Source organism: Bacillus sp. FJAT-52991 (assembly GCF_037201805.1).
In the GTDB taxonomy this organism is placed as follows: domain Bacteria; phylum Bacillota; class Bacilli; order Bacillales; family Domibacillaceae; genus Bacillus_CE; species Bacillus_CE kandeliae.
The window spans coordinates 1,512,842-1,527,009 of record NZ_CP147404.1 but is presented as its reverse complement, the minus strand read 5'-3'; the positions used below and the strand labels follow the sequence as shown (position 1 = coordinate 1,527,009).

General features: G+C 37.8%; 16 protein-coding genes. 4 read left to right on the top strand and 12 right to left on the bottom strand.

The window, feature by feature from the left end:
• Positions 1-112: 112 nt before the first annotated feature.
• The 3 genes from WDJ61_RS07865 to parE form a co-directional block, all read right to left on the bottom strand.
• Positions 113-1,543 carry an alanine/glycine:cation symporter family protein gene (locus WDJ61_RS07865; protein WP_338754279.1) on the bottom strand — a complete coding sequence of 477 codons (1,431 nt, stop codon included), beginning with the start codon at positions 1,541-1,543 and terminating at the stop codon, positions 113-115.
• Between the two features lie 146 nt (positions 1,544-1,689).
• A complete protein-coding gene (gene parC, locus WDJ61_RS07860) occupies positions 1,690-4,116 on the bottom strand; it encodes a DNA topoisomerase IV subunit A (protein ID WP_338754278.1) in 2,427 nt (808 codons plus the stop codon).
• Between the two features lie 4 nt (positions 4,117-4,120).
• Positions 4,121-6,073, bottom strand: coding sequence for a DNA topoisomerase IV subunit B (gene parE / locus WDJ61_RS07855; RefSeq protein WP_338754741.1), 1,953 nt, complete (start codon positions 6,071-6,073; stop codon positions 4,121-4,123).
• Between the two features lie 579 nt (positions 6,074-6,652).
• On the opposite strand from parE, the gene WDJ61_RS07850 reads away from it, so the two are divergent.
• The 4 genes from WDJ61_RS07850 (at position 6,653) to WDJ61_RS07835 (ending at position 9,680) form a co-directional block, all read left to right on the top strand.
• Positions 6,653-7,045, top strand: a complete 393-nt coding sequence (locus WDJ61_RS07850; RefSeq protein ID WP_338754276.1) for a DUF1259 domain-containing protein — start codon at positions 6,653-6,655, stop codon at positions 7,043-7,045.
• Positions 7,046-7,402: 357 nt separating this feature from the next.
• Complete coding sequence (locus WDJ61_RS07845; RefSeq protein WP_338754274.1) at positions 7,403-7,561, top strand: hypothetical protein; 159 nt, start codon at positions 7,403-7,405, stop codon at positions 7,559-7,561.
• An 828-nt stretch (positions 7,562-8,389) separates the two neighbouring features.
• Entirely contained in the window at positions 8,390-8,710 is a 321-nt protein-coding gene (locus WDJ61_RS07840) for a CotD family spore coat protein (protein WP_338754273.1), read from the top strand.
• Positions 8,711-8,876: 166 nt separating this feature from the next.
• Positions 8,877-9,680: a polysaccharide deacetylase family protein gene (locus tag WDJ61_RS07835; RefSeq protein ID WP_338754271.1), complete on the top strand. Its 804-nt coding sequence runs from the start codon at positions 8,877-8,879 to the stop codon at positions 9,678-9,680.
• 454 nt (positions 9,681-10,134) lie between these two features.
• Here WDJ61_RS07835 and WDJ61_RS07830 read toward each other — a convergent pair whose 3' ends face one another.
• The 9 genes from WDJ61_RS07830 to WDJ61_RS07785 all read right to left on the bottom strand — a co-directional run bounded on the left by WDJ61_RS07830 (position 10,135) and on the right by WDJ61_RS07785 (position 14,161).
• Positions 10,135-10,509: an ArpU family phage packaging/lysis transcriptional regulator gene (locus tag WDJ61_RS07830; RefSeq protein WP_338754269.1), complete on the bottom strand. Its 375-nt coding sequence runs from the start codon at positions 10,507-10,509 to the stop codon at positions 10,135-10,137.
• A 327-nt stretch (positions 10,510-10,836) separates the two neighbouring features.
• Positions 10,837-11,355, bottom strand: a complete 519-nt coding sequence (locus WDJ61_RS07825; protein WP_338754268.1) for a phage antirepressor KilAC domain-containing protein — start codon at positions 11,353-11,355, stop codon at positions 10,837-10,839.
• Positions 11,324-11,563, bottom strand: a complete 240-nt coding sequence (locus WDJ61_RS07820; protein WP_338754267.1) for a Bro-N domain-containing protein — start codon at positions 11,561-11,563, stop codon at positions 11,324-11,326. Before WDJ61_RS07820 ends, WDJ61_RS07825 begins: the two co-directional genes overlap by 32 nt.
• 59 nt (positions 11,564-11,622) lie before the next feature.
• The gene (locus WDJ61_RS07815) at positions 11,623-11,904 is read right to left on the bottom strand and encodes a hypothetical protein (RefSeq protein WP_338754265.1); all 282 of its coding nucleotides are present in this window, start codon (positions 11,902-11,904) and stop codon (positions 11,623-11,625) included.
• Between the two features lie 91 nt (positions 11,905-11,995).
• Positions 11,996-12,172, bottom strand: coding sequence for a hypothetical protein (locus WDJ61_RS07810; RefSeq protein ID WP_338754264.1), 177 nt, complete (start codon positions 12,170-12,172; stop codon positions 11,996-11,998).
• A 58-nt stretch (positions 12,173-12,230) separates the two neighbouring features.
• The gene (locus tag WDJ61_RS07805) at positions 12,231-12,542 is read right to left on the bottom strand and encodes a hypothetical protein (RefSeq protein WP_338754843.1); all 312 of its coding nucleotides are present in this window, start codon (positions 12,540-12,542) and stop codon (positions 12,231-12,233) included.
• 308 nt (positions 12,543-12,850) lie between these two features.
• Positions 12,851-13,033: a hypothetical protein gene (locus WDJ61_RS07795; RefSeq protein WP_338754262.1), complete on the bottom strand. Its 183-nt coding sequence runs from the start codon at positions 13,031-13,033 to the stop codon at positions 12,851-12,853.
• 19 nt (positions 13,034-13,052) lie between these two features.
• Positions 13,053-13,436, bottom strand: a complete 384-nt coding sequence (locus WDJ61_RS07790) for a hypothetical protein (protein ID WP_338754261.1) — start codon at positions 13,434-13,436, stop codon at positions 13,053-13,055.
• Between the two features lie 269 nt (positions 13,437-13,705).
• Positions 13,706-14,161: a hypothetical protein gene (locus WDJ61_RS07785; protein WP_338754260.1), complete on the bottom strand. Its 456-nt coding sequence runs from the start codon at positions 14,159-14,161 to the stop codon at positions 13,706-13,708.
• Between the last annotated feature and the right edge of the window lie 7 nt (positions 14,162-14,168).

Below are 14,168 nucleotides of genomic sequence, written 5' to 3'. Positions count from 1 at the left end.
TCAAAAAATAGGAGGGAAAAATAGAGTAGCCATTTCTTCTTTTTCGCAAAAATACTTTTAGTTAAAGAAAAGTCATGACGCAGCTATATTCGTCATGACTTCTTTTCTTTATTTATGTGTTTCTGGTTTCTGGTTTCCGTTCCCAACATTCAATCCCATTTATACCTTCAATCGAATCGGCATAGAAAACGGGGTCTTTCCCTTCTTTTCGTTGCTTATTATAATCTTTAAGAACCGCCATGGCAACTTTATATAACATCGCAATAGCTATTAAGTTAATAAAGGCCATGATCGCCATGAATAAGTCTGCTAAGTCCCATACTAAATTGATTTTAGCCACTGCTCCAAAGTAGACCATTCCAACAACAGCCACACGATACACAAATAATACGGCTGGTGACTTTTTGATAAATTCAATATTTGTTTCCCCATAATAATAATTCCCGATGACCGAACTAAAGGCAAATAAGAAAATAGCGACAGCAAGGAAAATATTCGCCCAGTCACCAATATGCACACTAAGTGCCGATTGAGTCAGATTAATAGAAGTAAGTCCTTCTTTTGTATACTCACCAGATAAAATAATAATAAAAGCAGTAGCGGAACAAATTAAGATCGTATCAACAAATACGCCTAATGTTTGAATCAACCCTTGCTTTACTGGATGGCTGACATCTGCTGTTGCGGCGGCATTTGGAGCGGAACCCATACCTGCTTCATTTGAATATAACCCGCGCTTCACTCCATTCATAACCGCAGCACCTAATGCTCCTCCAGCTGCCTCTTGCAAACCGAAAGCGCTTTGGAAAATTAACATAAGCATCTCAGGAACTTCGGTAATATTCATGAGCACAATCCCTATCGCCAAAATTAAATAAAGAATAGCCATAACTGGGACAAGAATTTGTGTGACATGTACAATCCGTTTAACTCCACCGAAGATAATCACGGCTGTTAAACCAGCAAGAACCAACCCGATAGTAGAAGTAGATACGTTAAATCCTTGGTTAACTGCATTGGAGATCGTATTTGATTGAACTGCATTAAAGACTAATCCGAAGCAAAACGTGATGGTAATCGCAAAGATAATTCCCATCCATCTCTTGTTTAGTCCCTTCTCCATATAATAGGCAGGACCTCCACGGAATCCATCTTTATCCTTGACTTTATACACCTGAGCTAATGTACTCTCAACAAAACTAGATGCAGCTCCGAGAAAAGCAATCAGCCACATCCAGAAAACAGCTCCAGGTCCGCCTGTTGCAATCGCTGTTGCTACACCAGCAAGGTTTCCTGTTCCTACCCGTGAAGCCGCACTAATGGTAAATGCCTGGAAGGAAGAAACCCCTTTTTCCCCTTCTTTCGAAGTAGTTGGCTTTTCAAAAATGACACGAAACATTTCCTTAAAGTAACGAAACTGAACAAATTTACTTTTATATGAGAAAAATAGACCTAATCCTATTAACATCGCAATCATTAAATAGGTATACAAATAATCATTAATTTTCAATACATACTGATCAATGACATCTAAAAACTCCATATAAAATCAACCTCCTTTTCACTTGCATTCTACTCAAATTTTAACCTATATCACCTTATCAAAAAGATAGATTCCAATCAAATGGATTTTTTACACATCATACAAAAATAGGGCTGTGTAATTGTACACAGCCCTACAGAATCCATTTATTGTTGTGGATCAATCAATCGCCATATATTGGTGACTACACCCCTTTCTTTTTCATCAATCACAAATGACCCATTGGAATAACGATCACTCTTCTTTAACGAGTGAAAATCAAATGTTTCTATTTGACCTTTTTCTGTTTGTAAAACTGTTTTTTCTGTTGATTCAATGAACTCTATTCCAACCACTCGATGAGGATTGGCTTTCAATTCCCGAAGCATAATGACACCTCTAGTCGCTCGAGTAGCCACTTCAAATACAGACATATCCATTTTCTTCACAGCGCCTCGTTGAGTAACTAAAAGAACCGATGGATTGGATGACGCTTTCGCTACTTTCCCAGCAACAACAAAATCGCCGTCTTTTAAATTAATTCCCTTCACTCCCGCTGCTCGTGGACCAACAATGTTCACTTCTTGTTCAGCAAATAATAAACCGTAACCAAAATTTGTAGCGATAAACACATTGCCTTCTCCATCCGTCAAATGAACATCGACGACTTCATCATCACCTTTTAAGTTGATTGCTACGAGCGCCCGAGAATAACGCTGAACTTTATACTGTGAAAGCTCTGTTTTCTTAACCATTCCGTTTTTCGTTACAAATAATAAAAATAACGGTTGCGTAAAGTCTTTCACAGAGAATACGGAAACAACCTCTGCCTCTTTATCGATCGACACAAGACTGGCCAAATGCTGCCCCAGATCTTTCCATCTAATATCTGGAAGTTCATGAACTGGTAAATATAAATAGTCCCCTTTATTTGTCAACACTAGCAATACATCTGTTGTATTCACTTCCGCTTGGTAAAGAAGATGATCCGTCTCTTTCATCGCAAGGTCAGCCCCACCGGAAGCTGAATAGGAGCGCAAACTTGTTCTCTTAATATAGCCATCTTTTGTCACAGTCACCATGACATCTTCGCTTGGAATCATGACTTCTAAGTTTACTTTTATTTCTTCGATTTCTTTTTCTATCATTGTCCGGCGCTCATCATTATAATTTTTCTTGATGGCCCGAAGCTCGGCTTTAATGACAGACGCTAGCTTTTGCTCGCTGGCTAAGATAGCCGTTAGTTGGTCGATCAAAGAAGCTAGTTCTTCTGCTTCTTTGCGTAAAGCTGTAATATCCGTATTCGTTAATCGATATAACTGCAAATTAACAATGGCTTCGGCTTGTGGCTCGGTAAAATCAAAGGACTGCATTAAATTTTGTTTGGCATCTTTTTTATCCTTGGACGCTCGGATCGTAGCAATCACTTCATCTAAAATAGATAACGCCTTGATCAAACCTTCAACAATATGTGCCCGGGCTTTTGCTTTCGCCAGTTCAAATTCGGAACGTTTTGTAACCACTTCTTTTTGATGGCTAATGTAGGCATCAAGTAATTGATGTAACCCCATTAAAGTAGGACGACGATTATGGATCGCCACCATATTAAAGTTGTAGCTAACTTGAAGATCGCTCGTCTTATATAAGTAATTTAAAATTCCTTGAGCATCTCCATCTTTTTTCAGCTCAATCACAATTCTTAAACCTGTTCGATCGGTTTCATCACGAATTTCTGATATTCCCTCGACTTTGCGGTCTAAACGAAGTTCATCTATTTTCTTCACGAGATTCGCTTTATTCACTTCATAAGGAATTTCAGTGATCACAATTTGCTTACGCCCGCCTCGAATTTCTTCAATTTCAGCCTTGCCGCGGACGACTACTTTTCCTTTACCTGTTTTATAAGCCTTTTCAATGCCATCGATCCCTTGAATAATCCCTCCCGTTGGAAAATCAGGGCCTTTAATGACCGTCATTAACTCTTCCACCGTACAGTTTGGCTTATCCATTCTTAAAATAGCCGCATCAATGACTTCTCCAAGCTGATGGGGAGGGATTTCTGTTGCATAACCAGCAGATATTCCAGTGGCTCCGTTGACTAAAAGGTTCGGATACCTCGCCGGAAGTACCGTCGGTTCTTCCGTTGTATCATCAAAATTCGGGATAAAATCAACCGTTCGTTTATCAATATCTTTTAATAATTCGCCTGCAATCGAGGAAAGTCTCGCCTCTGTATAACGCATCGCAGCTGGAGGGTCACCATCAATCGACCCATTATTTCCATGCATTTCAACGAGCAAATTTCTCACTTTCCAATCTTGGCTAAGACGCACCATCGCGTCATAGACCGACGTATCACCATGCGGATGATAATTACCAATTACATTACCAACCGTCTTGGCTGATTTTCTAAATCCCTTTTCATGCGTATTTCCTTCCGCATACATCGCGTATAAAATCCGGCGCTGAACCGGTTTTAACCCATCGCGGGCATCCGGTAGCGCGCGTTCTTGAATAATATATTTACTATAGCGACCGAAGCGGTCACCTAATACTTCCTCTAGTGGTAAATCTTGAAATTTTTCTTTCTCCATTTACTTATTCCTCCTCGCCGACTGAAAGGTTCTCGTTTTCTAAAATGTTGCCATCCTCTTCCATACCGAATGCAACATTTGATTCAATCCATTTGCGGCGCGGTTCCACTTTATCACCCATTAAAGTAGTGATCCGACGTTCGGCTCTTGCTGTATCATCAATTAAAACACGAATCAGCGTTCTCGTTTCAGGATTCATGGTGGTCTCCCATAATTGGTCGGCATTCATCTCACCTAAACCTTTATAACGCTGAAGCATGCAGCCTTTCCCTACTTTTTTCATCGTTTCATCGAGCTCATCATCCGTCCATGCATATTCAACGACTTCTTTTTTGCCGCTGCCCTTACTCACTTTATACAACGGCGGAAGCGCAATATACACTTTCCCCGCTTCAATAAGAGGTTTCATATAACGGTAAAAGAAGGTTAGCAGCAACACTTGAATATGTGCTCCGTCCGTATCTGCGTCGGTCATAATAATGACTTTATCATAATTGACATCTTCCACAGCAAATTCCGGTCCAACTCCGCCACCAATGGCATGAATGATCGTATTGATTTCTTCGTTTTTAAAGATATCCGCCAGTTTTGCTTTCTCTGTGTTAATCACTTTTCCTCGAAGTGGCAACACCGCTTGGAAGCGACGATCACGACCTTGCTTTGCCGAACCACCTGCCGAATCTCCCTCCACTAAATACAGTTCATTTTTTTGTGGATTTCTTGATTGGGCTGGTGTTAACTTCCCAGAGAGAACTGTCTCATTTTTTTTGCGTTTTTTGCCGTTGCGGGCATCTTCTCTCGCTTTGCGAGCCGCTTCTCTTGCTTGAGCGGCTTTCACTGCCTTTTTAATTAATAGAGAGCTAATGTCCGGATTCTCTTCAAGAAAATAAGACAACTGAGCAGAGACGACTTGATCAACGGCTGAGCGGGCTTCACTCGTTCCTAGCTTTCCTTTCGTCTGTCCCTCAAATTGCAGAAGCTCCTCAGGAATTCTGACAGAAATAATCGCGGCTAATCCTTCCCTAATATCTGTTCCTTCCAAATTCTTATCTTTTTCTTTTAATAAGTTCACTTTGCGAGCATACTCATTAAACATTCTCGTCATTGCTGTACGAGCACCTGCTTCATGAGTTCCCCCATCCTTTGTGCGAACATTATTAACAAACGATAAGATGTTTTCAGAAAAGCCATCATTGAATTGAAAAGCAAATTCGACTTCAATGCCGCTTTGCTCCCCAGCAAATGAAGCCACTGGATGTAACGTGTCCTTTTCCTCATTTAAATATTTAACAAACTCTTCGATACCATTTTCATAGTGAAAGATCTCTTCTGCTCCATGGCGCTCATCACGCAACGTGATTTTCATCCCTTTTAATAAAAAAGCAGACTCTCGTAACCGTTCACCAAGCGTATCAAAATTATAATTAATCGTACTAAAAATTGTTTCGTCCGGTTTAAAGTGAATGATGGTACCTGTTTTCTTTGTTTTTCCTATTTTCTCTAATGTCGTAACCGGCGTTCCACCTTTTTCAAAGCGTTGCTCATAAATAAAACCATCGCGATGAATGGTTACTGTCAGCCATTCCGATAGAGCATTGACGACAGAAGCACCTACCCCATGAAGTCCTCCACTCGTTTTATACCCACCCTGGCCAAACTTCCCGCCAGCATGAAGAACCGTTAAAATTACTTCTGGAGTAGGTTTGCCCATCTTGTGCATTCCTATAGGCATTCCGCGCCCATGATCTTGCACGCTGACTGATTGGTCTTTATGAATTGTAATATTGATTTCATTGCCATATCCAGCGAGCGCTTCATCGACTGAATTATCGACAATTTCATAAACTAGATGGTGTAACCCTCTTGCATCCGTAGAACCGATATACATTCCCGGACGTTTTCGCACAGCCTCAAGCCCCTCAAGAACTTGAATGGCATCGTCATTATATTCAATCATTGTTTTTTTTCTTGACACAAATATTCCCCTTTCTAGCCTTTCCATGGGGAAAAGCAAAAAACAAACAAGTGTTCGTTTTTTATCTTATCATATTTTTCATAAAAAGGACATCTCTGATTAAAGTGCTTTTGATTAGCACACTCTTATGTAAAAGAACTATGACTTATTGTATGTTTAGCAAAGACTTAAATCAATTATATTGTAGGGGAAAATAAGACATCTGTCTAAAATCCGTTCGATTCCACAATTAAGTATAACAAAAATAGTTAGTTCAGCTTCTCTTACTCATTCATATTCCTTCATTTTTGCTATTTATCCCGCATTAACGGGCTGTAAGACCCCCATCTTAACATGGCAGAAGAAACGTAGGCATATAGGTGGGGATCAACAGCCCGTAAACGCCCGATCCGTTCAACTAACAATGAGTGGGGGATGAAGAACCCCCCACTCATTGAAGTTTCACTTTATCACTATCACACTTCCAGCTTTCATTACTCACCACTTATCAACTAAATCGTTCGTTCACGGGTCATAACACCATTGTCTACTACATAAATTGTTATAAAAAGGTGGGGTCATATGAACTTTAACACGCTTTGTCATCAATACGCTCAAATATTCAATGCAAAGCCAACCATTGAACATGGCGTTTGCTCCATAGAAATGCATCGGGATCTCAATGTAACCATTCAAGGCCGCCCAAGCCGTGGAGATCTTCACGCAGAAATCATGTTTGAATCATTGGATCATCAAGGGAACGCACTCAATCTTGGTGAAACTGTCATTCTTGAAAAAGAAGTTCCCCTCTTTACAAGCGTTCTTGTCAAGAATGGCATCCTTATTAGCGCATTGCATAATCACTGGCTATACACAAAGCCAACTATCCTATATCTACACTTTCAATCGATAGAACCACCCCTTTCCTTTGCACGCAAAATAGCGGAGGCTTTTCGAGTGTTAAAAGGAAGTTAGTGACTAATTGATATAACGAAAAAACGGGCCGCCTTTTTATAGGCGACCCTCTTTTCTTCTTATTCGACCTTGATGCATAGTAGGTAGAACTCACAAAAAGATGTTTTAAGATATCACGTTTCTTCTATAGAATAGCACAGATAACGAAAAAGCTCTTCAACCGAAAGGGCTTTTTCGTTTCATATGAACTGCAATAGTACTTTAGAAAACATTGATTTTAAGTTTATGCAAACCAATTAAACAGGTTCACCTGATCAAAGAGGTATATTAATCATATAAAAATAGAATATATCAAAAATTTGTATATAATTGTTTTTAATAGCACATATTCAATATTATACCAAAGGAGTCGGTTCAATGAAAATTCACTCTATTATTATTTTGACATTACTTTCAATATTCATGTTGACAGGTTGTTCCGGTTCGGGTTCAGATTCAGGCTTTAGCACATCTAGTGAAATTGCAGACTTTCCAATTCCTACAGAAGCTAAAAAGCAAAACATGATAGTCAATTAAAAAATACGAATATCAAAAAATATCAAAGGTATAACTATTCGAAAGCAGACGAGATAGGTAGCATTAACGAAAGTTATTTAAAGGAAATTAAAGATACAGGATGGATTGAACTGGAAGAAGAACAATTAGGAAGTGTTCGTTTTTTTGAAAAAGATAAGAAAAAAGTAGCTATAGATACAAAAGACGGCTATATGATTTTAATGGAACTAAAACAATAAATATTTTGTTTTAGTAAAAACAAGCCCCTTTCACAATCGGCCAGGGGCTTTTGCCAATTTAGAAATGCTGTTATATCAAGAATTGAAGTAGCAATGGTTTATTACTTATGTCGATTTAAAACAAAGTTGTACCGCTTGTGAAAAAGAGGAACCGAAATAATCTAATTTCGTTTTTTCTTATTGAACTATAGTGTTAGATGGAGATTTATCACCAATATTAGACCATCCAACAATTTGAAGTGTAGGCTTTCAAAATAAGAGACATTACAATATTAAAGATGATAAGATGGATGCTATGTTAAAGGATAAAAATGGTGGAGACGAATTTAAAACTGTTATCAAGTTGGGGAAATATGAGACGTTTAGATATATTTATTAACTAAATTTGTTATTCAACTAACGGGAGCTTTTGTACATTTTGTTTTTTGAAAGTAGGACTCACAGATTCATTGTAAATATAGGCATCTAGCCATATTTACAATCCCACTTTTTCTTTTCAGGTAATGTATCAAAAGTGTAGGTGAAAAATAGGTGAGGTAACTAGTACATGTATCCTCAATTTCCATACACTGTTAATGACAATACTCTAATCTAAAAAGGAGGAAATTCAATGTATCATGGAGATTGGGGGCATTTACATGGCGGATGTGGTAGACCACCGCAATTTTGCCCTCCTCAAGCATTACCAACTCAGTTTGATCCGCCACTGGTATCACCAACTAAACAATTTGTTAAAACCAATTTGTCCAATACTGTAGTGTCGCATATTCATCCTTCCCATACCACAAACGTGAACAAACATATGATTAATCATCAACACTATTTCCCACACACAGAATCAGTAGTAAATGAATGTTATGAGCAACATACAATGTGCGGTATTCCACACAACCCTTGCTGCCCTCCAGGACACATTCCATTTGGGCTTTAATCGTACGCTTTCCTAAAGAGCAAATTGCAAATCTTTTATTAGTCAGAAGAGGTTCTTCTGGCTATTTTTTGTTTTTTCATACCCGCTAATATTTTCCCTATAGATAATTTTGTTTTTTTTCACTTCAAGATGGATAGACTAATTAATATTATTTTTAAAACATGGAGTGATTATTTTGCTTAAATTACTGATCTCATTTTGTACTTTTTTAATCAGTTTCAGTTTCATGTTCTCAGTTCCCCAAGCACATAGCAGTAGCCGTAGTAAATATGAAACGTCAGGACAAGTGATTTGGGAAGTAAATACAAAAGAAAAACTTGTTTCTCTTACTTTTGACGATGGGCCAAGCTCCACTTTTACTCCGCAAATACTTGATCTGCTAGCTAAACACAACGCAAAAGCTACCTTTTTTATCACTGGAATCAATGCAAATAAATATCCTCAAATGTTAAAAAGAATGGTAAAAGAAGGTCATGAACTCGGTAATCATACTTACAATCATTTTTCTAACAAAAATATTAGTGCTAAAAAGTTAAGTAATGAGCTCAATTTAACCTCTCGTGCCATTAAAAGAATTACTGGAGTGGATACTACACTTTTCCGCCCAGTGGGAGGTACCCTTAACGATACAATTGTGAACACCGCTTCACAACATAATTATCTTGTGGTTATATGGTCTTGGCATCAAGATCCCAAAGATTGGCGTCGTTCTTCCGCATATACAATTAGTAACCATGTCATAAAAAATTTACAAAATGGGGATATCATTCTCCTTCATGATGCTGGAGGCAATCGAACTCAAACAGTTAGAGCACTGAATACAATCTTGAATGATCTAGATAAAAACGGCTATAAATGTGTCACGGTTTCAGAATTAATATATCGATCTGAAATAAAGAAACAAGACAATAGACATATGTTTCCTTATAAATCAAAGTCACTTTTAAATGGTAATTTACAATTCGATTAATTAGGTTCTTTAAAATGCTCAGTTCCCCTTATTATCAGCCACTTAAATATAAATTTATACCAATTATTGATAAAGGTAATTCTTAAATAAAGCAGCCCATCTTCTTGAAGCTAGGACATTTCATCCTAGCTTTTTTGCTGTTCTAACTCCAATTCTTTCAATGGACTTCGGCATTAATCTTCTTTTTCAAAACTCCAACCACCGTCTAAATAATTTGCACTCCAAATGCTGTTCTTCCAAATTTACACTTTCTTAACGCTATATTTTGTGTCTAACCTGACAATAGAAACACACATATAAGGAGTATATATATGAATATTTGTCAAAGATCCGATTTTATGATCATGAATTGACTCCCATTGAAAAACTAAAGACAATAGGCCGCCTTTTCTCGAGGCGGCCCTGTTTTCTATGTTTTATTTCGTTAACGCGTGTCTAACTTTATTGGGTCAGATCAGTACTTGCTTTCGCTCATACCTAACTGGTTATATACTTCATAATCATAGACATCATCCTCTTTCATGTAACGACTGACTATGATCGATCTCTCCATATATCCCAATCTATTTACAGCCATAGCAATTCTCTTAATAAATTTTGACCGGTGTACCTCCATGTCTGCGCGTTTAATTGCAATATCTTCAGTAGTAGAATGAAATGAATTATTCGGAGATGGAGGGACCATCGAATACTCTGGTGTGATCTTAGGTGTCATGTCATCTGTGGTCGTCAGTAACAAGAATCTATACTTATTTAATTCACTTTCAACCGCTGCCTTTGTTGCTTCTCTATCAATTTCTGCTAGAAAAAGATCTAATTGTTTACTCATTGTTCCACCCGCCTGTCTATTATTTATTACCTTTTATAGGCGCCACCCTTGCCTCGCCTTAACACTTACATGTTCTCACCCATAAGTGACCTTAACTCTCTTTCAGAAAGCCCATTGCACTTTTTCTTTTTATGTTGTCTTACTGTCATATGATCTCTTTTCCAATTGCTTAGCTGGTCTTTGAATGATGGTCTCATTGTTTTCACTTCCTTTAAATAAAAAGGACGCAAACTAAGAGCATTTCACTCTCAATTTGCGTCCTCAGGTTTTCCTCTCTTGGACCTATTCAGTTACACATATTATAGCAAGTTTTTCATGATATTTCCTCTATACTGCTACCTTTTGTAACAAAATGCGGAAAGTTTCTCTACCCTTAGGAGTAATTAACGTCTGGACATCCGCTTTACCGTTTCTTTCCCACTCTTTTAATTCAAATAATGATGGAACATATTGTGAATATGGCTTGAGCTTTTGTCGTTGATCTCGATACACATATTTCTTTTCTAACAACCAGTTAATCAATTTCCTTTCTCCCACTTGAAGTTCTTTTGCTGTATCACGGAAATTAGTTAATAAATTTCTATCCACAAGGGCATCAAAGTACTCTGCTTTTGGTTGCATCACAGAAATTTCTTCATTTTGTCTTCTGACAGTTTCTAGTGTGGCTCTAAACATCAATTTAGTTTGCGGATCAGCATGCTTCAAATACGTATCAACAAACAAATCATCGTTGGCCACATATCCTCCCGTTTTTCTAATAGTGGGAAGTACGTCGTGATTAATCCAACGTTTGAATGCTTTCGCTTCCGGTTTTCTACTTCCGATAATGAGTGAATATAAATCCATATTCATTTACTACATTAACAGGACCTCGGAAGCCCTCAGTTGAAATGAGGGCTTTTTCATCCTGGGCCAATCGCTTTAAAGTCTCACTCGGATTACCAATCTCTAATACATCACAGACATCTTTAGCAACAAACCAAATGTCATCATTAATAGAAATCGTTCTTATTTGATTGTCGCTATAATGGAATACCTTTTGCAGACTGTTCATTTAGATGCCTCCTTGAATCATTAGAATAAAACTTGAATTTTGCACATTATTAATTTTGTTTATTGTACAAGTATTTTCATCTTCTCAGTGGTTTCCATGAACCAAGCTTTGTCACCTGTTGCTAAAGCTAAATTTGCCAGTGCTCCATAATCCTCTGATTCAAGTTTTATATTAGTAGCGATAATCTCATTAACCATGAAGTTGTATCGTGTTCGACATATTATCACTTGCACGTATACAGTACCGATCACATCTATAAACCCAACGCCTTTTGATGTTTCAACCCAATCACCAACTTTTAATTCAACGTACTCGGTTGGTTCTTCATCAACTTTGTTCATGTAGTATTCAAAGAAGAGACGCCCCCGATCTGTTAAAATAGATTTGCTGATACTTTTTTAAAGGCCGGGAGCTTTCTCGGCTTTTTTCTTTTTAAAACTCTACTTTTACCTTGAGTTTTATCGGAATTTCTTGGGCAACATGAACACTTCTGTTTCCTGCTTCTACTAACTCTTTCACTTGATCCTCGGCTTCATCCAAGTACTCAAAACATTCAATTGTATAACCCCTACCTAAAAATTCGAGAATAAGATTAAGCTGTTTGTCCAATCAATATTGACTCTGAATTCATAAAGTATAATATCAAACAACAAAGGGGGGAATTACTTTATGCGTCATAAGGAGAAACATTGTCACAAACATGAATATAAAAACTGTGAGCATAAATGCCATTGTCACCATCATGAACATAAAGACTGTGAGCATAAATGCCATTGTCACCATCATGAACATAAAGACCATGAGCATAAATGCCATTGTCACCATCATGAACATAAAGACCATGAGCATAAATGCCATTGTCACCATCATGAACATAAAGACCATGAGCATAAATGCCATTGTCACCATCATGAACATAAAGACCATGAGCATAAATGCAATGGATGTATTTGTGATCAACTAAGAAAGCTACAACCACAGACAGAAGTAGATGTTTTTTTATCTAGTGGCCGAAGATTAGAAGACGTAGTATTTATTAACTTCAATCAGAATAATTGCTGTGCCTTCTTTTCGGATCCTGAAACAGAACCAGGCTCAACTCTTATTGTAGACTGCCAAAGAATCGATGCTATTCGTATCGAAGCAGATTAATGTAATGAAAAGGCCGGGAGCTTTCTCGGCTTTTTGTATATTTTTTCTCAAGTGGGAAAACCTTTTATTAGGCAGGACCCCCTTTTTCCATACAGCCAATATGCAACCACTTAAGTCAGGAGCGATCCTGGCTTTTTATTTTCTTCTTTGCAATTCTTCCTGCACCAAATCCAGAATGTAACGTTGTTGCTCCACATACACGTCTACTGGATCGCCACCAGCTATATGAGAGCCTATCCGATATTGCGCATCTGCCACTAGCAAATGTAGCCCCTCAACCGACAAACTCTTAATCTGCGATTCTATTAAAAGGCCCAATTGGATCACTCCCTCACATTTACTTTTGCTTCAGTTCCTCAATGATCTCAACATCCTCATTCTTGAATACAAGTGAGCCGGCAGGTTCATATTCTTCATTTTCCCAATCATTCATAAACTCTTCACGCTCATCAACATACGTACCAAACACTGGATCTTGTTCTACTAAGTAAACAAACTCTCTTACTTTTTCATCAACATCATGACCCCATCCAGCTAATGTATAACCTTCGTATATTCCACTTTCCATAACGACAACTTCAATCCCGTCAACCAAATTGTAAGCTTTAATCCAGTTTTGGATTTCTTCCTCGCTTGGTGCTGATCCATCAAACTCGTTTCTTACTTGTTCAGAAGTTTTACCTCCTGTGTTTAATTTCGCTTTAAATAATTTAATATTCACTTATTTTCCTCCTTCGTATTTTCATCAAGATACGACATTATCTAATAGACTCAAAATGTTCTTCAAAGAAAGGACTCCCTACATCGCACATTGGTAATCCTCCAAGATATACGGTTAAACCGTTATCGACTCTGATTGGATTGCGTCTGACAGTATAGTAATTTCCTTTTCGAAATCGCTTCTTCTTGCTGTGATAATACGATTCACATACGCAATCTTTTTTAGCTCTCACTCTTAGTTGATCCGACATCCGATTCCTCCTCATCGGACTACGTCATTTCCACTAACAAATTATTCGCCGACTCTTTTATAGCTTCTAATATTTCTTTAACTGTCAATCTTTCATAAGCATCTAAGACATCATCTGGAACACTTGGGTAACTTCCTTCCAATTCAATCAAATTAACTAAAAAATCACCTTTCGTGCTTGAAAGCCAATCTACGACAACCAATTGATCATTTGTCATTCTTTCTGCGTCTAATTTTTCAATTACAGCGTTGGTGACAAAAGTGAACTTATCTTTTAATTTTTCAACCGCATTTTCAGCACGCTTTTTTGAGGTATAAACTTTTACATTTTTGTCATACTTATCATCAGCTACTCCTGGAAACCATACATCGTCACCCCGATACCTTCCTCCTGTCCAATAGCCGATAAACGCACCCCTGTCACCGCCGAACATGGGGTCTTCTATTAAATGAAGCACGTAACTGTCCTTGTTCATATAAACA